Genomic DNA, 20,929 nt, shown 5'->3' with positions numbered 1-20,929 from the left:
GCTTTTCGGAATTTTCCGGAAGGCTTTGCTATTTTCAAACGTTTAGGGACGTTTTCAATGCCAACCATCAACCAACTCGTGCGCCAAGGCCGGGAGGTCGAAAAGACCAAATCCAAGAGCCCGGCCATGGAAAACTCGCCGCAGCGCCGCGGCGTGTGCACCCGTGTGTACACCACGACGCCGAAGAAGCCGAACTCGGCCCTTCGCAAGGTCGCCAAGGTCCGCCTGACCAACGGCTTTGAAGTCATTTCCTACATTGGCGGTGAAGGCCACAACCTGCAGGAACACAGCGTGGTGCTGGTTCGCGGCGGTCGTGTCAAGGATCTGCCGGGTGTTCGCTACCACATCGTGCGTGGCTCGCTCGACCTGCAAGGCGTGAAAGACCGCAAGCAGGCGCGTTCCAAGTACGGCGCCAAGCGTCCCAAGAAGGCCTGACCGGTTTTCTGAATTTCGGTGCCGCCCGGTTTTGACGAGCTGGAACGGCGTAGTGGCCTTGAACAAAGGCCGAGTAAGTGCAGGCTCCCGATGGGTCTGCGGGGTGTTCGGATCAGACAGGACGTCCGGACATCAACTGAAGCAAGAGGTGAATCATGCCCCGTCGTCGCGAAGTCCCTAAACGTGAAATCCTGCCGGATCCCAAGTTCGGCAACGTCGAAGTCGCCAAGTTCATGAACGTGATCATGCAAGGCGGCAAAAAGGCCGTGGCCGAGCGCATCATCTATGGTGCGTTCGAGCAGATCGAGAAGAAGTCGGGCAAGGACCCGCTGGAAATCTTCTCGACGGCCATCAACAACGTCAAACCCATGGTGGAAGTCAAGAGCCGCCGTGTGGGTGGCGCCAACTACCAGGTGCCCGTGGAAGTGCGCCCCGTCCGTCGTCTGGCGCTCTCCATGCGCTGGATCAAGGAGGCGGCCAAGAAGCGCAGCGAGAAGTCCATGGCCATGCGCCTGGCCAACGAACTGATCGAGGCCACCGAAGGCCGCGGCGGCGCCATGAAGCGCCGCGACGAGGTGCACCGCATGGCCGAGGCCAACAAGGCCTTCAGCCACTTCCGCTTCTGATCCGGACGAACCCCTTCCGATCAACCTGACCCGAGAGCCCGCAAGCCCCCATCCGGGGTGGCGGGCTCGAACCCTTTCCGGAGTATTTCCATGGCCCGCACCACGCCCCTCGAGCGTTACCGCAACATCGGCATTTCCGCGCACATCGATGCTGGCAAGACCACCACGACCGAGCGCATCCTGTTCTACACCGGCGTGAACCACAAGATCGGTGAAGTGCACGACGGCGCCGCCACGATGGACTGGATGGAGCAGGAGCAGGAGCGCGGCATCACGATCACCTCCGCCGCCACCACCTGCTTCTGGAAGGGCATGGATCTGTCCTATCCGGAGCACCGCTTCAACATCATCGACACCCCCGGCCACGTGGACTTCACCATCGAGGTCGAGCGCTCCATGCGCGTGCTCGACGGCGCCTGCATGGTCTATTGCGCCGTGGGTGGCGTGCAGCCGCAGTCGGAAACCGTCTGGCGCCAGGCCAACAAGTACAAGGTGCCGCGCCTGGCTTTCGTGAACAAGATGGACCGCACCGGTGCCAACTTCTTCAAGGTCTACGACCAGATGCGCCTGCGCCTGAAGGCCAACCCCGTGCCGGTCGTGATCCCCATCGGCTCGGAAGAGAACTTCAAGGGCGTGGTCGACCTGCTCAAGATGAAAGCCATCATCTGGGACGAGGCTTCGCAAGGCATGAAGTTCGAGTACCACGAGGTGCCGGCGGAACTCGTTGCCTCCGCGAAGGAGTGGCGCGAGAAGATGGTCGAGGCCGCCGCCGAAGCCAGCGAAGAGCTGATGAACAAATACCTCGAGGAGGGCGACCTCACCGAGGAAGAGATCAAGCTCGGCCTGCGCACGCGCACCATCTCCACCGAGATCCAGCCCATGCTGTGCGGCACCGCCTTCAAGAACAAGGGCGTGCAGCGCATGCTCGACGCGGTGATCGACTTCCTGCCCTCGCCGGTGGACATCCCGCCTGTTGCCGGCACCGACGAGAAGGAAGAGCCCGCCACCCGCAAGGCCGACGACGGTGAGAAGCTGTCGGCGCTGGCCTTCAAGCTCATGACCGACCCCTACGTGGGCCAGCTCACCTTCGTGCGCGTCTATTCGGGCGTGCTCAAGAAGGGCGACACCGTCTTCAACCCGGTCAAGGGCAAGAAGGAGCGCATCGGCCGTATCGTTCAGATGCACGCCAACAACCGCCAGGAAGTCGAAGAGATCCGCGCTGGTGACATTGCTGCCTGCGTGGGCCTGAAGGAAGTGACCACCGGTGAGACGCTGTGCGATCCCGATGCCGTCATCACCCTGGAGCGCATGGTCTTCCCCGAGCCCGTGATTGCACAGGCCGTGGAGCCCAAGACCAAGGCTGACCAGGAAAAGATGGGCATCGCGCTGCAGCGTCTGGCCTCGGAAGACCCTTCCTTCCGCGTCAAGACCGACGAAGAGTCCGGCCAGACCATCATCTCCGGCATGGGCGAGCTGCACCTGGAGATCATCGTCGACCGCATGAAGCGCGAATTCGGCGTGGAAGCCAACGTGGGCAAGCCGCAGGTGGCTTACCGCGAGACCATCCGCAAGAGCGTGGAAGAAGCCGAAGGCAAGTTCGTGCGCCAGTCCGGCGGCAAGGGCCAGTACGGCCACGTGGTGTTCAAGATCGAACCCAACGAAGCCGGCAAGGGCTTCGAGTTCGTGGACGCCATCAAGGGCGGCGTGGTGCCGCGCGAGTACATCCCGGCGGTGGAGAAGGGCGTGATCGAAGCCCTCAACACCGGCGTGCTGGCCGGCTTCCCGGTGGTGGACGTCAAGGTCACCCTGCACTTCGGTTCGTACCACGATGTGGACTCGTCCGAGCAGGCGTTCAAGATGGCTGCCATCTTCGGTTTCAAGGAAGGCTGCAAGAAAGCCAACCCCGTCATCCTCGAGCCCATGATGGCCGTGGAAGTCGAGACGCCCGAGGACTACGCCGGTAACGTGATGGGCGACCTGTCGTCCCGTCGCGGCATGGTGCAGGGCATGGAAGACATGGTCGGTGGCGGCAAGGCCATCAAGGCCGAGGTGCCGCTGTCCGAGATGTTCGGCTACTCGACCACGCTGCGCTCGATGTCGCAGGGTCGTGCGACCTACACGATGGAATTCAAGCACTACGCGGAAGCCCCGCGCAACGTGTCCGAAGCCATCGTCGCCGCGCGCGCGAAGTAAGTTCAGCGGGCCGCTCCCTGCGGAGTGGCCCTTGTTTTCAGTCGGTCTGCGACGCCGCGCCGCCCTGTGCCCGTGCGGGGTGATCCAGCAGCAGCGTGCAGACCTAAAACCGCAACACGGGCGTTGTTCTTTTTGAAGGAATCGACATGGCAAAAGAGAAATTCGAGCGGACCAAGCCGCACGTGAACGTGGGCACCATTGGTCACGTTGACCACGGCAAGACGACGCTGACGGCGGCGATCACGACGGTGCTGGCGACGAAGTTCGGCGGCCAGGCCAAGGCGTACGACCAGATCGACGCGGCTCCGGAAGAAAAAGCGCGTGGCATCACGATCAACACCGCACACGTTGAGTACGAGACGGCCAACCGCCACTACGCGCACGTGGACTGCCCGGGCCACGCCGACTACGTCAAGAACATGATCACCGGTGCTGCCCAGATGGACGGCGCCATTCTGGTGTGCTCGGCCGCTGACGGCCCGATGCCCCAGACGCGCGAGCACATCCTGCTGGCGCGCCAGGTGGGCGTGCCCTACATCATCGTGTTCCTGAACAAGTGCGACATGGTGGACGATGCCGAGCTGCTCGAGCTCGTCGAGATGGAGGTGCGCGAGCTGCTCTCCAAGTACGAATTCCCGGGCGACGACACGCCGATCATCAAGGGCTCGGCCAAGCTGGCGCTCGAAGGCGACAAGGGCGATCTGGGCGAGCAGGCGATCATGCGCCTGGCCGATGCGCTGGACAGCTACATCCCCACGCCCGAGCGCGCGGTGGACGGTGCCTTCCTGATGCCGGTGGAAGACGTGTTCTCGATCTCGGGTCGCGGCACCGTGGTGACCGGCCGTATCGAGCGCGGCATCATCAAGGTTGGCGAGGAAATCGAGATTGTGGGCATTGCTGCCACGCAAAAGACCACCTGCACGGGCGTGGAGATGTTCCGCAAGCTGCTCGACCAGGGCCAGGCCGGTGACAACGTGGGTATCCTGCTGCGCGGCACCAAGCGCGAAGAAGTGCAGCGCGGCCAGGTGCTGTGCAAGCCCGGCTCGATCAAGCCGCACACGCACTTCACCGGTGAGGTGTACGTGCTGAGCAAGGACGAGGGCGGCCGTCACACGCCGTTCTTCAACAACTACCGCCCGCAGTTCTACTTCCGCACGACGGACGTGACGGGTGCGATCGAGCTGCCCAAGGACAAAGAGATGGTGATGCCGGGCGACAACGTCTCGATCACCGTCAAGCTGATCGCGCCGATCGCCATGGAAGAAGGCCTGCGCTTTGCCATCCGCGAAGGCGGCCGCACCGTCGGCGCCGGCGTCGTGGCCAAGATCATCGAGTAAGGAGCGGTTTCATGGCTGCCACCAAACAGAAGATCCGCATCCGCCTCAAGGCGTTTGACTACAAGCTGATCGACACCTCCGCTGCCGAGATCGTCGAGACCGCCAAGCGCACCGGTGCCATCGTCAAGGGCCCCGTGCCCCTGCCCACGCGCATGAAGCGTTTCGACATCCTGCGCTCGCCGCACGTCAACAAGACCAGCCGCGACCAGTTCGAGATCCGCACCCACCAGCGCCTCATGGACATCGTCGACCCGACCGACAAGACGGTCGACGCGCTCATGAAGCTCGACCTGCCCGCGGGCGTGGACGTGGAGATCAAGCTGCAATAAGGCCCGCCGGCCGCTTCGCCGGGCATTTGCCCGGCGGCGCTTGCAGCAAAGAAGCCCGCCGGATATACTGGCGGGCTTTCCGGCTTCTGGCCGGAGATTTCGTGGTGCCAGCCGATCCCTGGATCGGCAAAGGCCCGTAGCGCGAGACCCCGGTTTCGCACCATCAGCCCCGGCCAATTGCAGTCGGGAACGGAGAAAACAATGAGTCTGAGCAACTCCCTCGGGTTGTTGGGCCGCAAGGTGGGCATGATGCGCCTGTTCACCGACGACGGGGACGCCGTGCCCGTCACGGTGATCGACGTGTCGAACAACCGCGTCACCCAGGTCAAAACCCAGGCCAGCGACGGTTACGACGCGCTGCAAGTCACCTTCGGCAAGCGTCGTGCCTCCCGTGTCACCAAGCCGGTGGCCGGTCACCTGGCCAAGGCCGGCGTCGAAGCCGGTGAAATCATCCAGGAATTCCGCGTCACCGCCGACGTGGCTGCCCAGTATCAGCCGGGTGCCGTCGTGGCGGCCAATGCGCTGTTTGCCGCTGGCCAGAAGGTCGATGTGCAGGGCACCTCGATCGGCAAGGGCTTCGCCGGCACCATCAAGCGCCACAACTTCGCGTCGCAGCGCGCTTCGCACGGCAACAGCCGTTCGCACAACGTGCCGGGCTCGATCTCCATGGCCCAGGATCCGGGCCGTGTGTTCCCGGGCAAGAAAATGACCGGGCACATGGGCGACGAGACCGTCACCACCCAGAACCTCGACATCGTTCGCGTGGACGAGGCGCGTCAACTGCTGCTCATCAAGGGTGCCGTTCCGGGCTCCAAGGGTGGCTTTGTCACGGTGCGTCCCGCCATCAAGGCTGCGGCCGCCAAAGGAGCGAACTGATGCAAGTCGAACTCCTCAATGACCAGGGTCAGGCCGCGTCCAAGCTGGATGTGCCCGAGACCGTCTTCGGTCGCGATTACAACGAAGCCCTGATCCACCAACTCGTGGTGGCTTATCAGGCGAACGCCCGTCAAGGTACGCGTGCACAAAAAGACCGTCAGATGGTCAAGCACTCGACCAAGAAGCCGTTCAAACAGAAGGGCACCGGTCGCGCTCGCGCCGGTATGACGTCCTCGCCTCTGTGGCGCGGGGGCGGTCGCATCTTCCCGAACAGCCCGGACGAAAACTTCACCCAGAAGATCAACAAGAAGATGTACCGCGCCGGCATGGCGTCCATCTTCTCGCAGCTGGTGCGTGAAGGCCGCCTGTCGGTGGTCGAGTCGATGAAGGTCGATTCGCCCAAGACCAAACAGCTGGCCGACAAGTTCAAGGCGATGAATCTCAAGTCGTCGATCCTCGTGATCGCCGACGAGGTCGATGAGAACCTGTACCTGGCCTCGCGCAACCTGGTGAACGTGCTCGTGGTCGAGCCGCGTTACGCCGACCCGTTGTCGCTGGTGCATTACAAGCAAGTGATCGTCACCAAGGCGGCGATCGACCAGCTCAAGGAGATGTTCGCATGAGCGCCATCCAATTCGACGAAGGTCGCCTGATGCAGGTCCTCGTGGCACCGATCGTGTCCGAGAAGGCCACCATGGCTGCCGAAAAATCCAATGCCGTGCTGTTCAAGGTGCTGCGCGACGCCACCAAGCCCGAGATCAAGGCCGCCGTTGAGCTGATGTTCAAGGTGCAGGTCAAGGGCGTGTCGGTCGTGAACCAGAAGGGCAAGACCAAGCGCTTCGGCAAGACCGTCGGCCGCCGCGACCACGTTCGCAAGGCCTACGTGACGCTGATGCCGGGCCAGGAACTCAACTTCGGTGGGGAGGCCGCGTAATCATGGCTGTGATCAAGATGAAACCGACTTCACCAGGCCGTCGCGGCATGGTGAAGGTCACGCGCGAAACCCTGCACAAGGGTGCGGGCTTCGCGCCGCTGCTGGAACCCCAGCACCAGAAGTCGGGCCGCAACAACAACGGCCACATCACCACGCGCCACAAGGGCGGCGGTGCCAAGCACCACTACCGCGTGGTCGACTTCCGTCGCAACAAGGACAACATTCCGGCCAAGGTCGAGCGCATCGAGTACGACCCGAACCGCACGGCGCACATTGCGCTGCTGTGCTACGCCGATGGCGAGCGCCGCTACATCATCGCCCCGCGTGGCGTTGAAGTCGGTGCGACCCTGCTGTCGGGTTCGGAGTCGCCCATCCGTGTGGGCAACACGCTGCCGATCCGCAACATCCCCGTCGGTTCGACGATCCACTGCATCGAGCTGCAGGTTGGCAAGGGCGCGCAGATCGCGCGCTCGGCCGGTGCCTCGGCCGTGCTGCTGGCCCGCGAAGGCATCTACGCCCAGGTGCGCATGCGCTCGGGCGAGGTGCGCAAGATCCACGTGGACTGCCGCGCCACCATCGGCGAGGTGTCCAACACCGAGCACAGCCTGCGCCAGATCGGCAAGGCCGGTGTGAAGCGTCACATGGGCATTCGCCCGACCGTTCGCGGTACCGCGATGAACCCGATCGACCACCCGCACGGTGGTGGTGAGGGCAAGACCGGCGAAGGCCGCGCACCGGTGGATCCGTGGGGCAACCTCACCAAGGGTTACCGTACCCGCAACAACCGCCGCACGCAGTCGATGATCGTCTCGCGTCGCAAGAAGTAAGGGGTTGACCACATGACTCGTTCGCTCAAAAAAGGTCCCTTCGTGGACCACCACCTGATGGCCAAGGTCGAGAAGGCCCAGGCCAACAAGGACAAGAAGCCGGTCAAGACCTGGTCGCGCCGCTCGATGGTCCTGCCCGAGTTCATCGGCCTGACGATCGCCGTGCACAACGGCAAGCAGCACGTGCCGGTGTACATCACCGACCAGATGGTCGGTCACAAACTCGGCGAGTTCTCCCTGACGCGCACCTTCAAGGGCCATCCGGGTGACAAGAAAGCCAAGAAGTAAGGAAACACCATGAGTACGGAAACCCGCTCTGTCGTCCGTGGCGTGCGCCTGTCGGTGGACAAAGGCCGCCTCGTGGCCGACCTGATTCGTGGCAAGAAGGTCGATCAGGCTCTCAACATCCTGACCTTCACCCAGAAGAAGGCCGCAGGCATCGTGAAGAAGGCCCTGGAGTCCGCGATCGCCAATGCCGAGCACAACGACGGTGCCGACATCGACGAACTGCGCGTGAAGACGATCTACGTCGAACAAGGCACGACGCTCAAGCGTTTCGAAGCCCGCGCCAAAGGCCGTGGCAACCGCATCAGCAAACCCACGTGTCACATCTACGTGACGGTCGGCAACTGAGAGGCACAGGAACATGGGACAAAAAATCAACCCGACCGGCTTCCGCCTGGCCGTCTCGCGCAACTGGGCCAGCCGTTGGTACGCCAGCAACCGCGACTTCGCGGGCATGCTGGCCGAAGACATCAAGGTGCGTGAGTACCTCAAGGGCAAGCTGAAGAACGCCGCCGTCTCGCGCGTGGTCATCGAGCGCCCCGCCAAGAACGCCCGCATCACCATCTACTCGGCGCGTCCGGGCGTGGTGATCGGCAAGAAGGGCGAGGACATCGAGAAGCTGAAGAAGGACCTGGCCGCCAAACTGGGCGTGCCGGTGGCCGTCAACATCGAGGAAGTGCGCAAGCCCGAGATCGATGCCAAGCTGATCGCCGACTCGATCACGCAGCAGCTCGAGAAGCGCATCATGTTCCGCCGCGCCATGAAGCGCGCGATGCAGAACGCGATGCGCCTCGGTGCCCAGGGCATCAAGATCATGAGCGCCGGTCGTCTGAACGGCATCGAGATCGCCCGCACCGAGTGGTACCGCGAGGGCCGTGTGCCGCTGCACACCCTGCGCGCCGACATCGACTACGGCACCTCGGAAGCCAAGACCACCTACGGCGTCATCGGCGTCAAGGTCTGGGTCTACAAGGGCGACACCCTGGGCCGCAACGATGCGCCCGTGGCCGCCGAGCCGCGTGCCGAAGAAGAGCGCCGCCCGCGTGGCCCGCGCCGTGAGCGCACCGAGCGCCCGGCCGGCCCTGCCGCCCGTGCTGCCGTGCGCCGTGGCACCAACACCGCACCGGCCGACGGCAGCGACAAGCCCGCCGAAGCCACGGGTGGTGATTCCAAACCCGCCGTTAAGCGCGTTCGCAAAGACGCTCCCGCACCTGCAGCTGCGGACGGCAAAGGAGAATAAACATGTTGCAACCCGCTCGTCGCAAGTACCGCAAGGAGCACAAGGGCCGTAACACCGGTGTCGCCACCAGTGGCGCGACCGTGGCCTTTGGCGACTTCGGCCTGAAGTCCACCGACCGCGGCCGCCTGACGGCCCGCCAGATCGAGGCCGCGCGTCGCGCGATCTCCCGTCACGTCAAGCGTGGCGGCCGCATCTGGATCCGCGTGTTCCCCGACAAGCCGATCTCGCAGAAACCTGCCGAGGTCCGCATGGGCAACGGCAAGGGTTCGGTCGAGTACTACGTGGCCGAAATCCAGCCCGGCAAGGTGCTGTACGAAATCGTGGGCGTGCCCGAGCAACTGGCCCGCGAGGCCTTTGCCCTGGCCGCCGCCAAACTTCCGCTGCGCACCACGTTCGTGACGCGCCTGCTGGGTCAGTGATTCAGGAGAACACACAATGAAATCTGCTGAACTGCGCCAGAAGGATGTGGCCGGCCTCGAAGCCGAAGTGAAATCGCTGCAGAAGGCCCATTTTGGTCTTCGCATGCAGAAGGCCACGCAACAACTCAACAACACCGCCACGCTGGGCGACACCCGCCGCGCCATTGCTCGTGCCAAGACCATCCTGGCCGAGAAGCAGCGCGCAGCCGCCAAGTAAGGAGCCAACCATGACCGAAGCCAAAACCGCACTCAAGCGCACCCTGGTCGGCAAGGTGGTGAGCGACAAGCGCGCCAAGACCGTCACGGTCCTGGTCGAGCGCCGCGTGAAGCACCCGATCTACGACAAGATCGTGATCAAGTCCAGCAAGTACCACGCGCACGACGAGAACGGCGAGTACAAGCTGGGCGATCTGATCGAGATCACCGAGAGCCGTCCTATCTCCAAGAGCAAGAACTGGGTGGCCAGCCGCCTGGTGCAAAAGGCCGCCATCGTCTGAGACCCTTTCAGACCTTGCGCAGCGCGCCCCGAAAAAGCGACCGACAATCCGGTCGCTTTTTTGTTTTCAGCCACCAATCAACGAGGAGTCACCATGATCAAGGTCGGAGACAAGCTGCCTGCGGGTACGCTGATGGAGTACAGCGAAGTCGAGGGCAACGGTTGCAGCATCGGCCCCAACCCGGTGGATGTGCAAAAGGCCAGCGCGGGCAAGACGGTTGCGATCTTTGCGCTGCCCGGTGCCTTCACGCCCACCTGCTCGGCAAAGCATGTGCCTGGTTTCGTGCAGCATGCCGCCGACTTCAAGGCGGCCGGGGTGGACGAGATCTGGTGCGTCAGCGTGAACGACGCGTTCGTGATGGGCGCCTGGGCGCGCGAGCAGAAGTCCGCCGGCATCGTGCGCATGCTGGGTGACGGCAGCGCCGACTACACCAAGGCCACCGGCCTCACCCTGGACCTCACAGCCCGTGGCATGGGGTTGCGCAGCAACCGTTACTCCATGCTGGTGAAGGACGGCGTGGTCAAGACGCTCAACATCGAAGCGCCGGGCAAGTTCGAGGTCAGCGACGCCGGTACGCTGCTGGCGCAGGCCAAGGCGCTCTGATCCGGCGGGGCTGCAAAAGCCCCGCCTCGCCAGGCTGCATGGCGCCTCGAACGGCTGCCCGAACTGGCCGAACCTGTGTCCCGCGTGATGCCCTGCCATCACGTGGGCCATCACGCGGGCCAGGCGCGCATGCGAAACGCATCCACCAGGAAGTCGATCAGCGCGCGCACCTTGGGCGTGAGGTGTTTGCGCGTCGGGTAGATCGCGTGCACGCCGAGATCGAGCGAGCGGTACGCGGGCAGTATCTCGACCAGCGTCCCCGAGGCCAGGTGCGGGCCGACCAGGAAGGTCGGCTGCAGCACGATGCCCTGGTGCTGCAAGGCCGCGGCGCAGCAGGTGTCGCCGCTGTTGGTGCGCATGCGAGGTGACACCTTCACGCTCACGGGGCCTTGCGGCCCCTGGAACGCCCACTGATCGCCCGTGGCCAGCAGGGTGTAACTGATGACCGAATGCTGCGCGATGTCGGAAGGCTGCGCCGGCGTTCCATGCCGGCGCAGGTAGTCGGGTGACGCGCACAGCACCAACCGTGTCGAGGTGAGCTGCCGGCTCACCAGCGAGGATGTCTGCAGTTGCGCGATGCGCACCGCGAGGTCGTAGCCCTCGTCCACCAGATCCACCAAGCGGTCAGACAGCGTGATGTCCAGCACCACCCTGGGGTGCAGCGCCATGAAAGCCGGCCACAGCGGTGCGAGGTGCAGCAAACCGAAGGTCACGGGCACATTGACGCGCAACTGTCCCACAGCCTCCCCGGCTCGGGTACTCAGTTCGGCCTCGGCCGACTCCACGCCCTCCAGCAATGACCGGCATCGCTCCAGAAACACCTCACCCTCCGGCGTGAGCGAGAGCCGGCGCGTGGTTCGGTGGAGCAGCCGGGTGCCCAGCCTCGCTTCCAGGTCACTCACCAGACGGGACACCGCGGTCTTGGACAAATCCAACGCGTCGGCAGCCCGCACGAAGCTGCCGGCGTCGATGACTGTGACGAAGGCACGCATTTCCAGAAATCGGTCCATTCCCGTATTGTCCCGATTACCGGGATAAATAGTTCAAGTGAAGACTATTTATCGCTTTTTCGAGGCCTTTTAAAGTGAGCCCTGTCCCGGCCGTTCGCTGCCTACGGACCCACTGCCCGATGGGAGCCCCCTCATGTCACGTTTGCCCACCTTGTTCGTATCGCATGGCGCGCCCAGCTTCGCTCTCGACCCGGGGCGTGTAGGGCCGGCGCTGACCGCCCTGGGCCGCGCACTTCCGCGCCCGCAAGCCGTGCTGGTGGTATCGCCGCACTGGATGACGCCCACGCCGCGGGTGGCCGTTTCGTCGCATCCCGCCACGATCCACGACTTCGGGGGCTTCGCCCCCGAGTTGTATCGGCTGAACTACCCGGCGCAAGGCCACGCCACGATGGCGCAACGCGCGCTCGAGTTGCTCCAGGCAGCTGGCTTGGCCGCGCACGCCGACGAGGGTCGTGGGCTGGATCACGGCGCCTGGGTGCCCCTGATGCACCTGTACCCCGACGCTGACATTCCCGTGTTTCAGGTCTCTCTGCCCGCGCGGCTGGACGCCCGCAGCGCCTGGGCCTTCGGCAAGGCGCTGGCACCGCTGGCCGACGAGGGCGTGCTCATCGTCGGCTCCGGCAGCCTCACCCACAACCTGTACGAGTTCCGCAGCGGGCACGGCCGGGAAGAGGCCTATGCCGCCGAATTCGCAGCCTGGGTTCGCGAAGCCGTCGAGCGCGGCGACGCCGCGCGCCTGCTGCGCACGCTGGACGAGGCGCCCCATGCGCAACGCGCCCATCCGACGGCGGAGCACTTCTGGCCGCTGCTGGTGGCGGCCGGTGCAGCCGATCTCACGCAGCCGGTGCACGTGCTCGAAGGCGGCATCGTGCATGGCGTGCTGTCGATGGACTCGTTTGCCTTCGGGCTGGGCGGGGTGACGGCATGACCATGTTGCACGACCGGCAGGCCGACATCGTCATCCACAAGCCGCGGCACCCGATGGCGCCCAGCGCCGGGCTGGTGCTGCTGTTTCACGGCGTGGGTTCTCGCGCCGAGGATCTGCGCCCGTTGGGCGAGGCGCTGGCGGCGCAACGTGCGCAAGACTGGGTCGTCAGCGTACGCTCGCCTTCGCCCGCCGACGTGGGTGCCGGTTGGCAGTGGTTTTCGGTGCTGGGCGTGACGGAAGAGAACCGCCCGGCACGCGTGGCAGCGGCCATGCCCGCGTTCCAGGCGGCGGTACTTTGCTGGCAGCGCGAGGCGGGTGCCGATCCAGCGCACACAACCCTGGTTGGCTTCTCGCAAGGCGCCATCATGGCGCTGGAAGCCACGCAGGTGGCTGGCGCCGCCCTTGCCGGGCGGGTGATCTCGCTCGCCGGACGCTTTGCACAAGCGCCGCGCCGACGGCCACCCGAGACCAACATTCACCTGATGCATGGAGACGAGGACCGGGTGATGCCGGTGGCACTGGCGGTCGACGCCGATCGGCACTTGCGGGCACTGGGCGCGAGGACTAGCCTGGACCGCTTTCCCGGCCTCGCCCACGCCATCGATGCGCGGGTGGTCGACGCCATCGCCCGGCGCCTGGGCGAGACGCAGGCGCTGTGATGAACCCGCCCCCTGGCGATGCGAGTGTGATGCACATCGGCCACCGCGCCACGAGCTTGCGCGGTGGTCCGCAGGGCGACGCGGTCATCGCCATTGGCGCTGGTGAGATCGCCGACCCCGTTTTCAGGCACAGCCTGCCCAGCGCCCTCGGGATCGATCAGGCGATCGATCGGGTCGAGGATGCCTTGACCGCGAGCGGCCGTCGCCACCCGGGCTACCAAGGGGGGCGGCACACCGCCCCGCCCGTGCGCTGAACTGGCGGGGTGCCTGCTCAGGCCGTTGCCGGTACGCGCAGGCGCAGCGGTGCGCGATGCTGATCCCAGCGCGCAACGTGTGCGCTCAACTGGTGTGCTGTCACGGCCGACAAGGTCCAGCCCAGGTGGCCGTGGCCCGTGTTGTAGAACACGTTGGGCGCGCGGCCGGGGCCGACGCGGGGCATCATGTCCGGCATCATGGGCCGCAGGCCGGCCCAGGGTTCCACACGGCGTGTGCTCACGCCCGGGAAACAGCGGTTGACCCAATCCACCAGCGGGCGGATACGGTCGGCGCGGATGTCGAGGTTGAAGCCGTTGAACTCGGCCGTGCCGGCGACGCGAAAGCGCTCCGCGCCGAGGCGGCTCGTGACCAGCTTTGTCTCGTCGTCGAGCAGGCTCACCCGCGGCGCGGCCGCCTGGCTGCTCGCGTCCTGCAGCATCACGGTGATCGAGTAGCCCTTGACCGGATAGACGTTGAGCCGATCGCCCAGTTGAGCCGCCAGCGCGCGGCTGTGCACGCCAGCGCAGACCACCACCGCATCGGCGCCCAGCACCTCGCCACTGGCCAGCGTCACCTGCGCCGAGGTGCCGGTGCTGCGCACGCGAGAGACCTGCTGACCGTTGAGCAGGCGCACGCCATGGCGCACACAGGCCAGGCTCAGGCCGTGGGTGAACTTGTGGATGTCGCCGGTGCTGTCGCTCTCGGTGTACCAGCCGCCGTGGTACTCGCCTTGCAGGCTCGGCTCGATGGCGCGCATTTCATCGGGCGTGACGGCGCGACGCGGCAACCCGCCTTCGGCCAGCAGCTTCGAGACCTCGCGAGCGTGCTCGAAGCCATTGCGGTCGCGGTAGATGTGCAGGATGCCGCGCTGCTCGAGATCGAAGTCGACGCCCTCGGCCTGCGCCCACGAGAACAGGTGATCGCGCGCCTCGATGGCCAGGCGCGCGGTGGCGATGGTGTTGTGGCGGTACTTCGGGATCGCGGCGACGAACTCCGCGAACCAGCTCAGCTTGTGCCAGGTGGGCCGTGGGTTCACCAGCAGTGGCGCGTCGGGCCGAAGCATCCACTTCAGGCCCTTGATCAGGGTGGACGGGTGCGTCCAGGTTTCGGCATTGGAGGCCGACAACTGCCCGCCGTTGGCATGGCTGGTTTCCATGCCGGCATAGCGGTGCCGTTCGATCAGGGTGACCTGGTGACCCTGCCGGGCCAGGGCGTAAGCGCTCGTGACGCCGGTGATGCCGCCGCCGATGACGATGATGTTTGCCATGGGAATCTCTCGTGAGGTGCCGTCAAACAGGGATGGGCACGGCCGGCACACCACGTGCTGGCCATGACCCCCTCTGTTTGGAACCTGAGAGATTCACCCGCCTTGCGGCAGCGGGTTTGCTCCTGCGGTGGGCCGGGTGACGAACCTGGCCACTCTTCAGAGTGTGAAGCGCATCGAACGGTCCTTTTGCCTGAGAGTTTCCGGGGCGGTTGCTCCTTCGGCGCCGCGGGGCCGCACCGCGGCCCGACGGTCTCTCCCGATCGACGACGCAAATGTAGCCGACCTCGGCGCGCCGGCGCCGCGCCGTCGATCAGTGGCCGACGAAGCCGCGCACCTTCGTGATCAGCGCGTTCCGCTGCACCGGCTTGACCACAAAGTCGCTGGCGCCGTGTGAAAGGCAGTCGAGGATGACCTGGCGGTCGCTCTGGCCGGTCAGCATCACCACCGGCACCTTGTTCAGCGGCGCCGATTGCTTGAGCTCCTTGAGCAGGTCCACCCCGGTGCCATCGGGCAGCAGGTAGTCCAGCAGCACCAGATCGGGCCGCGACACCTTGAGCATCTGGCGGGCGCTCTCGATGGTGGACACCGCGTGCACCTCGAGGTTCGCCTGGCGCAGCATGTGGGCCACGATCCTGCGCACGAACTCGTCATCGTCCACCAGCAGGATCTGTTGCCGCAGGCGGTTGGCGGATTGCGCCAGTTGCCGGGCCGAATCCAGCGGCCCCTGCAGCTCATCCGTGATGGTCTCCACCCAGCGGCGGATCGGTTTCTGCGCTTCCAGCAGGTGCTCCATGGCCGGCGCGATCACTGCGTCGCCAATGCGCCGGACCTCGCGCGAGGCCCTGTCGTGATCCTGCACGAGCGATGCGTCGCCGATCACCGAATCGACGAAGTTTTTCGCGAATTTGTTGAGTGCCCCGGACATGGCGCTCTCGGCGCTGGTGGCGATCGAGCGTGCGCTTTCCGTGAAGGCACGTCCCTTGTTGATCTGCTCCGCCAGCCGATCGCCAAGTTGCTCCGCCTTGCGCGCGAGCGCGGCCATCTCTTCCCAGGGCTGCGCGACCTGCATGTGCTCCAGCGCCGTCAGCGCCAGGTGCACCGACATCGGCAGGCGCTTGACATCGTGCACCAGGGGCCAGAACAGCACGTAGTCGTCGAACACTCCCTCGTGACACAGCTTGTAGGCCTGGTTCACCTGCTCCTTGCTGCACAGCACGACGGTCTTGTGCACAAGCCCCTGCAACACAGCCGACCGGCGGTGCAGGTTCAGGTACACGCTCTCGCAGGTGTCGAGCGACTTGAAGGTCAGCACCAGCACCCGCGGGCGGACCTTGTCGAAGATCGGGCAGTAGGCCTCCGGATCGCTGCAGGTCCTCAGGTTCTGGTATTCAAGGCGAAGCACGCTGGACACCACCTCCGTGTCGGCCGAGCTTTCGCCGAGGATCAGGATGCTGGTTTCCCTGTTGAGCGACATATGGCACCGATTGTTGTGGGACACGCGCAATGTCGCCATGGTCGGCAAGGCCCGCCCCGGTGTCTGTCGGGAGTTCTCGATCAAGGCCGGCGTTTGTCGATCGGCCTGTGCACCTGTTCACGCCCGCCGCGCGCCGATCGTTGTGCCGCTCACCCGCGGGCACGGGCATCAGCGCCCGCTGGCACCGCCCCCGCGCACCGTGCTTTCCATCAGGCTGCGCGTCACGCGCGGCGGTGCATCGCCCCGGTGGAAGGCAAGTTTTCGGTCGCGCAGCGCCACGTCCGACGCGGTCACGCGGTCGAAGCGGCGCAGGTGGTCGATCCAGGACTCATCGACGATGACCTCGACAAAGCGCCCGGGGTCGGCGATGTCGTGCAGCAGCTCCCACGAGAGTGCGCCATGGCGCAGCCGGCTGCGCCGGCTCTCGTTGAACATGAGTTCGCGGAATTCATCGGCGCGGGCCGGGTCGATCAGGTACTCGATCGTCACCATCACGTTCCCCTGCGGCGGTGGCGAATCGATGCGCGGCGCCGGCAGGATGCGCTTGGGCGTGAGGTCGTCTTCCAGGCCCGCGTCGGGCAGCCAGCGGTTGGCGGCGGCCATCGCGATGAGTCCGCTCACGGCGGCAATCCCGAGCGCCGTGGGCACGGTGGTCCAGGTGGCGATCTGGCCCCACAGTGCGGCGCCCGCCGCGCTCGCGCCCATGATGGCCATCTGGTAGATCGACATGCCGCGCGCGCGCACCCAGTCGGGCAAGCCCATCTGGATCGACACACTCAGCGTGTTGGCGGTGGTGATCCAGGCCGCGCCGCCGAGCAGCATGGCAGGCACCGCAAGCCACAGGTTGTGCGTCCAGGCCATCACCGCCATGGCAATGGCCTGCAGCAGCGCGCCGCGCAGCACCAGGCCGTCGCGCGAATAACGCTCGCGCAGCCGCGGCAGGAACACCGTGGCTACGATGGCCCCCGCGCCCATGCAGGCCAGCAGCAGCGTGAAGGTGCCGGCCCCGCCGCCGTCCATGCCGCGCGCGAGCAGCGCCAACAGCGCCAGCAGCGCGGTGGAGTGGAAGAAGAAGATGGCGATGCGCAGCAGCACGCCACGCAGCAGGTACGACTGCGCCACGTACTGCCAGCCCACGCGCATGGCAGTGAACAGCCGCTCGCGGCCCAGCGGGTTCGGCGTGTGCTCGCGCCGCCAGCGCAGGATGATGACCGCCGCCACCAGCGACAGCAGCGCGTTCAGCACGAACACCCAGGCACTGCCCGCGCTGGCGATGATCGCCCCGGCCAACAGCGGGCCGACGATGCGCGAAGCGTTCATCGACACGCCATTGAGCGCCAGCGCGGCGGGCAACTGGGCGCGTGGCACCAGTTCGGGCACGATGGCCGAGAACACGGGCCAGCGCATGGCCAGGCCAATGCCGTTGGCAAAGGTCAGCGCCAGCAGCAGTGCCGGTGTCATCGTGCCGAACAGCACCACCACGCTCAGCAGCACCGACACCACCGCCACCCACAGTTGCGTGACGAGGTAGTAGCGCCGGCGGTCCAGGTTGTCGGCCAATGCGCCGCTGGGCAGGCCGAGCAGGAACACCGGCAACGTGGACGCCGTCTGCACCAGCGCCACCCACAGCGGCGTGGTGGTCAGCGAGGTCATCATCCACGCCGCCGCCACGTCGTTCATCCACATGCACATGTTGGCCATCAGCCAGGTGAGCCACAGCATGCGAAAGACAGGCTGGCTCAACGGGGCCAGGGCCGAGGGCAGGGCGGGCTTGCTGGACATGGACGCAACGATACGGCGGCGACGGCTGGGGCAACCTGGAGGGCTTGTGAAGCGGCGGCAGTCCTCAGCCCGTCAGCGCCGCCAGCACCGCCAGGCGCGCGGCCGCCAGGTCCCACCCGGCCCAGCCGCAGCTTTTGAAGAACACCGGCCCGCGTGGGCGTGGCGCATCGAGCATGTCGCCCAGCGTCGGCACACGCGTCACGTCGATACCGGCCTGCAGCAAGTCGCCGGCCTCGTGGTCGGCGTCGCGCGTGTCCACCACCAGCGTGCCGCGCGCGGCGATGTCGCGACACACCGCTGGGTCCCACTCGGCCATGCGCGGTGTGAAGGCGCCGACCGCGGCGACGAAGGCGTCGTCGCGCGGCGCGCCGCGCAGCGCCACGCTTTGCGCCGGCGTGCCGCTCACCACCAGCGGGCAGTCGGCGAGCGCGGCGTCGGCATCGTCGACACGCTCGGCATCGAGCCCCATCGATCGCGCATGCGCCACCAGCGCGTCGGCGCTGGCGGCACTGCGCGAGGCCACGCGCACCTGGCGCACGCCCAGGCCGGCGGCATAGGCCTCCAGGTGGGCGCGGCCCTGCACGCCGGCACCGGCGATGAGCATGGGCCCATCGGTGCGGGGCGCGAGTGTGCGCGCCGCCAGCAGCGAGACGGCGGCGGTGCGCCGCGCCGTCACCGTCGGGCCGTCCAGCAAGGCGATGCGCCGCCCGTCACGCGCGTCGAACACCACCACGTCGCCCTGGATGGCGGGCAGGCCGCGCCCAGCGTTGTCGGCCACGTAGGTGATGAGCTTGGTGATGGCCACTTGCGCATCGGTGGCAGGCATCAGGAACAAGCTGCCACCCTGCGGCAGCGGCAGCACCGTGCGCGTGGGCACGCGTACCGAGGTGTCGCGCAACAACGTGGCGATGGTGTCGGCCAGCGCGGGGTAGGGCAGCGCGGCGGCGGTGGCCGCAGGGGAGAGCAGGCGTTCGGTGGTCATGTGCCGATCATCGGTGAAGGCGCGCCATGAAAAAAGCCCGCCGGGGGCGGGCTTCTTCGGGCGAGGCACGATCCGCCGCCGGGACGCCCCAAGGCGGATCAGCCCCCTTGGGGGGCAGCGACCCGCGCAGCGGCGGAGCGTGGGGGCTCACACTTTGGCCGAGGTGATGTAGCTGTCGTAGCGCCACTCCGAGAAGCGGCTCCACAGGATCTGGTCGCGCTGGAAGGCGCGCATGTCCTGGTGGATCTTCTTGAAGTCGGCCGACTTGGCCTCGTGGGCAGCGAACACTTCCATCGCGGCCTTGAAGCCGGCGTCCATCACCGCCTTCGGGAAGGCCACCAGCTTGGTGCCACCGGCCACCAGGCGCTTGAGGGCGATCGGGTTCTGGGCGTCGTACTTGGCGGTCATGTCGCGGGCGGCCACGGCACCGGCCGCGCGCACGATGGCCTTGTTCTCGGCCGACAGCGCGTCATAGGCCTTCTTGTTGATGAAGAACTCCAGCTCGGCGCCGCCTTCCCACCAACCGGGGTAGTGGTAGAAGGGCGCGACCTTGTTGAAGCCCAGGCGCTCGTCGTCGAACGGGCCGACGAACTCGGTGGCGTCCAGCGTGCCTTTTTCGAGCGCCTGGTACACCTCACCGGCGGGCATGTTCTGCGCCACCACGCCCAGCTTGGCCATGGACTCGCCGAACAGGCCGCCGCCCAGGCGCATCTTCAGGCCCTTGAGGTCGTTGACGGTCTTGATTTCCTTGCGGTACCAGCCGCCCATCTGGGTGCCGGTATTGCCCGCGCTCATCGAGACGATGTTGAACTTCGCATAGAACTCGTCCATGAGCTTGCGGCCATTGCCGTGCTCCATCCAGGCGTCCATGTGGCGCGCGGTCAGGCCGAACGGCACGGCGCAGCCGAAGGCAAAGATCGGGTCCTTGCCGGTGAAGTAGTAGGAGGCGGTCTGCGCCATCTCGACCGTGTTGTCCTGCAGCGCGTCCACCACGCCGAAGGCGGGCACCAGCTCGCCGGCCGCATGGATCGACACCTCGAACTTGCCGCCCGACAGGGCCTTGACGGTCTCGGAGAACTTCTCGGCCGAGCCGAAGATGGTGGGCAGCGATTTCGGGAAGCTCGAGGCCAGGCGCCAGCGCACAGCGGCCTGGGCGTGAACGGCGGGGGCAACGCCAGCGCTCAGCACGCCTGCGATGCCGGCGTGCTTGATCAGGGAACGGCGATCCATGTCGGGAAGTCTCCAGGGTTGTTCAAGGACAAAGGGGCGCGTGCGAACGCGCCCCCGACAGAGATGGTAAGTATGCCATCTATCCACGGCGCGCCTTTGCGCGCGTCCGGCCGCGGCGCTGCTTGCAGGATCGTGCAAGGCATTCGCAGGATCGGGCTAACGCTGGCCCACGGCGTCGCGGAACACTCGCGCAGCGTCGATGGCCTCGTGCCTTCGGATCGTGCTTTGCCAACCCAAGCCCATCGGGAGAACCCATGACCCGCCTGAACGTCAACGGCCGCGACCACACGCTCGACGTGGACCCCGGCACCCCCGTGCTCTGGGCCCTGCGTGACACGCTGGGTCTCTCCGGCACCAAGTTCGGCTGCGGCGCTGCCTTGTGCGGCGCCTGCACCGTGCACGTCGATGGACAGGCCACGCGCGCCTGCGTCACGCCGGTGAGCAGCGTCGAGGGCCGACGCATCACCACCATCGAGGCTGTGACCGCAGGCAGCGATCCGGTGGGCCGCGCGGTGAGCGAGGCCTGGGTGAAACACGACGTCGCGCAGTGCGGCTACTGCCAGAGCGGCCAGATCATGAGTGCCACCGCCTTTCTGAAGTCGCTGCCCAAGGGCAAGCGGCCCACAGCCGACGAGATCGATGTCGCCATGGCCGGCAACGTGTGCCGCTGCGGCACCTACCAGCGCATCCGCGCCGCCGTGGCCGACGCCGCGCGCGCCATCGTCTGAGCGACGGAGACCG

26 protein-coding genes and 2 riboswitches are annotated in these 20,929 nt (G+C 66.1%); of the genes, 20 read left to right on the top strand and 6 right to left on the bottom strand.

What is annotated here, in order from left to right; all coding sequences use genetic code 11:
* Positions 1 to 57 precede the first annotated feature (57 nt).
* The 16 genes from rpsL to M3149_RS05610 all read left to right on the top strand — a co-directional run bounded on the left by rpsL (position 58) and on the right by M3149_RS05610 (position 10,601).
* Entirely contained in the window at positions 58 to 435 is a 378-nt protein-coding gene (rpsL, locus tag M3149_RS05685; protein ID WP_166228717.1) for a 30S ribosomal protein S12, read from the top strand.
* A 155-nt stretch (positions 436 to 590) separates the two neighbouring features.
* Positions 591 to 1,061 (top strand): 30S ribosomal protein S7, encoded by a 471-nt coding sequence (rpsG, locus tag M3149_RS05680; protein ID WP_166228715.1) that lies wholly within the window; start codon positions 591 to 593, stop codon positions 1,059 to 1,061.
* A 90-nt stretch (positions 1,062 to 1,151) separates the two neighbouring features.
* Positions 1,152 to 3,254, top strand: coding sequence for an elongation factor G (fusA, locus tag M3149_RS05675; RefSeq protein WP_251708357.1), 2,103 nt, complete (start codon positions 1,152 to 1,154; stop codon positions 3,252 to 3,254).
* A gap of 146 nt (positions 3,255 to 3,400) precedes the next feature.
* A complete protein-coding gene (tuf, locus tag M3149_RS05670) occupies positions 3,401 to 4,591 on the top strand; it encodes an elongation factor Tu (protein WP_251708356.1) in 1,191 nt (396 codons plus the stop codon).
* Positions 4,592 to 4,602: 11 nt separating this feature from the next.
* Entirely contained in the window at positions 4,603 to 4,920 is a 318-nt protein-coding gene (rpsJ, locus tag M3149_RS05665) for a 30S ribosomal protein S10 (protein ID WP_251708355.1), read from the top strand.
* Between the two features lie 201 nt (positions 4,921 to 5,121).
* On the top strand, positions 5,122 to 5,796 hold the full coding sequence (gene rplC / locus M3149_RS05660) for a 50S ribosomal protein L3 (RefSeq protein WP_251708354.1): 675 nt from the start codon (positions 5,122 to 5,124) through the stop codon (positions 5,794 to 5,796).
* Positions 5,796 to 6,419, top strand: coding sequence for a 50S ribosomal protein L4 (rplD, locus tag M3149_RS05655; protein ID WP_251708353.1), 624 nt, complete (start codon positions 5,796 to 5,798; stop codon positions 6,417 to 6,419). The genes rplC and rplD overlap by 1 nt, the downstream gene beginning before the upstream one ends.
* Entirely contained in the window at positions 6,416 to 6,730 is a 315-nt protein-coding gene (rplW, locus tag M3149_RS05650; protein ID WP_166228703.1) for a 50S ribosomal protein L23, read from the top strand. Before rplD ends, rplW begins: the two co-directional genes overlap by 4 nt.
* Positions 6,731 to 6,732: 2 nt before the next feature.
* The gene (gene rplB, locus M3149_RS05645; RefSeq protein ID WP_251708352.1) at positions 6,733 to 7,557 is read left to right on the top strand and encodes a 50S ribosomal protein L2; all 825 of its coding nucleotides are present in this window, start codon (positions 6,733 to 6,735) and stop codon (positions 7,555 to 7,557) included.
* Between the two features lie 12 nt (positions 7,558 to 7,569).
* Positions 7,570 to 7,845, top strand: a complete 276-nt coding sequence (gene rpsS, locus M3149_RS05640; protein WP_251708351.1) for a 30S ribosomal protein S19 — start codon at positions 7,570 to 7,572, stop codon at positions 7,843 to 7,845.
* 9 nt (positions 7,846 to 7,854) lie between these two features.
* Positions 7,855 to 8,190: a 50S ribosomal protein L22 gene (rplV, locus tag M3149_RS05635; protein ID WP_009519300.1), complete on the top strand. Its 336-nt coding sequence runs from the start codon at positions 7,855 to 7,857 to the stop codon at positions 8,188 to 8,190.
* 13 nt (positions 8,191 to 8,203) lie between these two features.
* On the top strand, positions 8,204 to 9,082 hold the full coding sequence (gene rpsC / locus M3149_RS05630; protein ID WP_251708350.1) for a 30S ribosomal protein S3: 879 nt from the start codon (positions 8,204 to 8,206) through the stop codon (positions 9,080 to 9,082).
* 2 nt (positions 9,083 to 9,084) lie between these two features.
* Positions 9,085 to 9,501: a 50S ribosomal protein L16 gene (rplP, locus tag M3149_RS05625; protein ID WP_251708349.1), complete on the top strand. Its 417-nt coding sequence runs from the start codon at positions 9,085 to 9,087 to the stop codon at positions 9,499 to 9,501.
* A 16-nt stretch (positions 9,502 to 9,517) separates the two neighbouring features.
* On the top strand, positions 9,518 to 9,718 hold the full coding sequence (rpmC, locus tag M3149_RS05620; protein WP_166228691.1) for a 50S ribosomal protein L29: 201 nt from the start codon (positions 9,518 to 9,520) through the stop codon (positions 9,716 to 9,718).
* A gap of 10 nt (positions 9,719 to 9,728) precedes the next feature.
* Positions 9,729 to 9,998, top strand: coding sequence for a 30S ribosomal protein S17 (gene rpsQ / locus M3149_RS05615; RefSeq protein WP_251708348.1), 270 nt, complete (start codon positions 9,729 to 9,731; stop codon positions 9,996 to 9,998).
* 93 nt (positions 9,999 to 10,091) lie between these two features.
* Positions 10,092 to 10,601: a peroxiredoxin gene (locus M3149_RS05610; RefSeq protein ID WP_251708347.1), complete on the top strand. Its 510-nt coding sequence runs from the start codon at positions 10,092 to 10,094 to the stop codon at positions 10,599 to 10,601.
* 110 nt (positions 10,602 to 10,711) lie between these two features.
* On the opposite strand, the gene M3149_RS05605 is transcribed toward M3149_RS05610, so the two are convergent.
* Complete coding sequence (locus M3149_RS05605; protein ID WP_251708346.1) at positions 10,712 to 11,611, bottom strand: LysR family transcriptional regulator; 900 nt, start codon at positions 11,609 to 11,611, stop codon at positions 10,712 to 10,714.
* A 133-nt stretch (positions 11,612 to 11,744) separates the two neighbouring features.
* On the opposite strand from M3149_RS05605, the gene M3149_RS05600 reads away from it, so the two are divergent.
* The 3 genes from M3149_RS05600 to M3149_RS05590 are packed head-to-tail and all read left to right on the top strand — an operon-like array spanning position 11,745 to position 13,452.
* Positions 11,745 to 12,539: a dioxygenase family protein gene (locus tag M3149_RS05600; RefSeq protein WP_251708345.1), complete on the top strand. Its 795-nt coding sequence runs from the start codon at positions 11,745 to 11,747 to the stop codon at positions 12,537 to 12,539.
* Positions 12,536 to 13,198, top strand: coding sequence for an esterase (gene ypfH / locus M3149_RS05595; protein ID WP_251708344.1), 663 nt, complete (start codon positions 12,536 to 12,538; stop codon positions 13,196 to 13,198). Before M3149_RS05600 ends, ypfH begins: the two co-directional genes overlap by 4 nt.
* A complete protein-coding gene (locus M3149_RS05590; RefSeq protein ID WP_251708343.1) occupies positions 13,198 to 13,452 on the top strand; it encodes a hypothetical protein in 255 nt (84 codons plus the stop codon). Before ypfH ends, M3149_RS05590 begins: the two co-directional genes overlap by 1 nt.
* A gap of 17 nt (positions 13,453 to 13,469) precedes the next feature.
* Here the strand turns inward: M3149_RS05590 and M3149_RS05585 are convergent, their stop codons facing one another.
* The 5 genes from M3149_RS05585 to M3149_RS05565 form a co-directional block, all read right to left on the bottom strand.
* Positions 13,470 to 14,720 (bottom strand): D-amino acid dehydrogenase, encoded by a 1,251-nt coding sequence (locus tag M3149_RS05585; RefSeq protein ID WP_251708342.1) that lies wholly within the window; start codon positions 14,718 to 14,720, stop codon positions 13,470 to 13,472.
* Positions 14,721 to 14,783: 63 nt separating this feature from the next.
* Positions 14,784 to 14,888: riboswitch (glycine riboswitch) on the bottom strand.
* Positions 14,889 to 14,989: riboswitch (glycine riboswitch) on the bottom strand.
* A gap of 41 nt (positions 14,990 to 15,030) precedes the next feature.
* Positions 15,031 to 16,194: a response regulator gene (locus M3149_RS05580; protein ID WP_251708341.1), complete on the bottom strand. Its 1,164-nt coding sequence runs from the start codon at positions 16,192 to 16,194 to the stop codon at positions 15,031 to 15,033.
* A gap of 168 nt (positions 16,195 to 16,362) precedes the next feature.
* Complete coding sequence (locus M3149_RS05575; RefSeq protein ID WP_251708340.1) at positions 16,363 to 17,976, bottom strand: MFS transporter; 1,614 nt, start codon at positions 17,974 to 17,976, stop codon at positions 16,363 to 16,365.
* A 64-nt stretch (positions 17,977 to 18,040) separates the two neighbouring features.
* Entirely contained in the window at positions 18,041 to 18,958 is a 918-nt protein-coding gene (locus M3149_RS05570; protein ID WP_251708339.1) for a delta(1)-pyrroline-2-carboxylate reductase family protein, read from the bottom strand.
* A gap of 147 nt (positions 18,959 to 19,105) precedes the next feature.
* Positions 19,106 to 20,188: a TRAP transporter substrate-binding protein gene (locus tag M3149_RS05565; RefSeq protein WP_251708338.1), complete on the bottom strand. Its 1,083-nt coding sequence runs from the start codon at positions 20,186 to 20,188 to the stop codon at positions 19,106 to 19,108.
* Between the two features lie 254 nt (positions 20,189 to 20,442).
* Here M3149_RS05565 and M3149_RS05560 point away from each other — a divergent pair, with 254 nt between their 5' ends.
* On the top strand, positions 20,443 to 20,916 hold the full coding sequence (locus M3149_RS05560) for a (2Fe-2S)-binding protein (RefSeq protein ID WP_251708337.1): 474 nt from the start codon (positions 20,443 to 20,445) through the stop codon (positions 20,914 to 20,916).
* The last annotated feature ends 13 nt before the right edge of the window (positions 20,917 to 20,929 follow it).

It is taken from the genome of Hydrogenophaga intermedia (assembly GCF_023715105.1).
Lineage (GTDB): Bacteria > Pseudomonadota > Gammaproteobacteria > Burkholderiales > Burkholderiaceae_C > Hydrogenophaga > Hydrogenophaga intermedia_A.
Note: the sequence above shows the minus strand (reverse complement) of the source record. Positions and strands in the feature narration are given on the sequence as shown.

What these genes read in the sequence shown, in the direction of transcription:
- fusA (WP_251708357.1), top strand. Translation starts at nt 1,152, where the DNA reads ATGGCCCGCACCACGCCCCTCGAGCGTTACCGCAACATCGGCATTTCC.
- M3149_RS05610 (WP_251708347.1), top strand. Translation starts at nt 10,092, where the DNA reads ATGATCAAGGTCGGAGACAAGCTGCCTGCGGGTACGCTGATGGAGTAC.
- rpsQ (WP_251708348.1), top strand. Translation starts at nt 9,729, where the DNA reads ATGACCGAAGCCAAAACCGCACTCAAGCGCACCCTGGTCGGCAAGGTG.
- rpsC (WP_251708350.1), top strand. Translation starts at nt 8,204, where the DNA reads ATGGGACAAAAAATCAACCCGACCGGCTTCCGCCTGGCCGTCTCGCGC.
- rplP (WP_251708349.1), top strand. Translation starts at nt 9,085, where the DNA reads ATGTTGCAACCCGCTCGTCGCAAGTACCGCAAGGAGCACAAGGGCCGT.
- rpsG (WP_166228715.1), top strand. Translation starts at nt 591, where the DNA reads ATGCCCCGTCGTCGCGAAGTCCCTAAACGTGAAATCCTGCCGGATCCC.
- M3149_RS05605 (WP_251708346.1), bottom strand. Translation starts at nt 11,611, where the DNA reads ATGGACCGATTTCTGGAAATGCGTGCCTTCGTCACAGTCATCGACGCC.
- rplV (WP_009519300.1), top strand. Translation starts at nt 7,855, where the DNA reads ATGAGTACGGAAACCCGCTCTGTCGTCCGTGGCGTGCGCCTGTCGGTG.
- rpsL (WP_166228717.1), top strand. Translation starts at nt 58, where the DNA reads ATGCCAACCATCAACCAACTCGTGCGCCAAGGCCGGGAGGTCGAAAAG.
- rplC (WP_251708354.1), top strand. Translation starts at nt 5,122, where the DNA reads ATGAGTCTGAGCAACTCCCTCGGGTTGTTGGGCCGCAAGGTGGGCATG.
- rplD (WP_251708353.1), top strand. Translation starts at nt 5,796, where the DNA reads ATGCAAGTCGAACTCCTCAATGACCAGGGTCAGGCCGCGTCCAAGCTG.
- ypfH (WP_251708344.1), top strand. Translation starts at nt 12,536, where the DNA reads ATGACCATGTTGCACGACCGGCAGGCCGACATCGTCATCCACAAGCCG.
- M3149_RS05600 (WP_251708345.1), top strand. Translation starts at nt 11,745, where the DNA reads ATGTCACGTTTGCCCACCTTGTTCGTATCGCATGGCGCGCCCAGCTTC.
- tuf (WP_251708356.1), top strand. Translation starts at nt 3,401, where the DNA reads ATGGCAAAAGAGAAATTCGAGCGGACCAAGCCGCACGTGAACGTGGGC.
- rplB (WP_251708352.1), top strand. Translation starts at nt 6,733, where the DNA reads ATGGCTGTGATCAAGATGAAACCGACTTCACCAGGCCGTCGCGGCATG.
- M3149_RS05565 (WP_251708338.1), bottom strand. Translation starts at nt 20,188, where the DNA reads ATGGATCGCCGTTCCCTGATCAAGCACGCCGGCATCGCAGGCGTGCTG.
- M3149_RS05580 (WP_251708341.1), bottom strand. Translation starts at nt 16,194, where the DNA reads ATGTCGCTCAACAGGGAAACCAGCATCCTGATCCTCGGCGAAAGCTCG.
- rplW (WP_166228703.1), top strand. Translation starts at nt 6,416, where the DNA reads ATGAGCGCCATCCAATTCGACGAAGGTCGCCTGATGCAGGTCCTCGTG.
- rpsS (WP_251708351.1), top strand. Translation starts at nt 7,570, where the DNA reads ATGACTCGTTCGCTCAAAAAAGGTCCCTTCGTGGACCACCACCTGATG.
- M3149_RS05570 (WP_251708339.1), bottom strand. Translation starts at nt 18,958, where the DNA reads ATGACCACCGAACGCCTGCTCTCCCCTGCGGCCACCGCCGCCGCGCTG.
- M3149_RS05585 (WP_251708342.1), bottom strand. Translation starts at nt 14,720, where the DNA reads ATGGCAAACATCATCGTCATCGGCGGCGGCATCACCGGCGTCACGAGC.
- rpsJ (WP_251708355.1), top strand. Translation starts at nt 4,603, where the DNA reads ATGGCTGCCACCAAACAGAAGATCCGCATCCGCCTCAAGGCGTTTGAC.
- rpmC (WP_166228691.1), top strand. Translation starts at nt 9,518, where the DNA reads ATGAAATCTGCTGAACTGCGCCAGAAGGATGTGGCCGGCCTCGAAGCC.
- M3149_RS05560 (WP_251708337.1), top strand. Translation starts at nt 20,443, where the DNA reads ATGACCCGCCTGAACGTCAACGGCCGCGACCACACGCTCGACGTGGAC.
- M3149_RS05590 (WP_251708343.1), top strand. Translation starts at nt 13,198, where the DNA reads ATGAACCCGCCCCCTGGCGATGCGAGTGTGATGCACATCGGCCACCGC.
- M3149_RS05575 (WP_251708340.1), bottom strand. Translation starts at nt 17,976, where the DNA reads ATGTCCAGCAAGCCCGCCCTGCCCTCGGCCCTGGCCCCGTTGAGCCAG.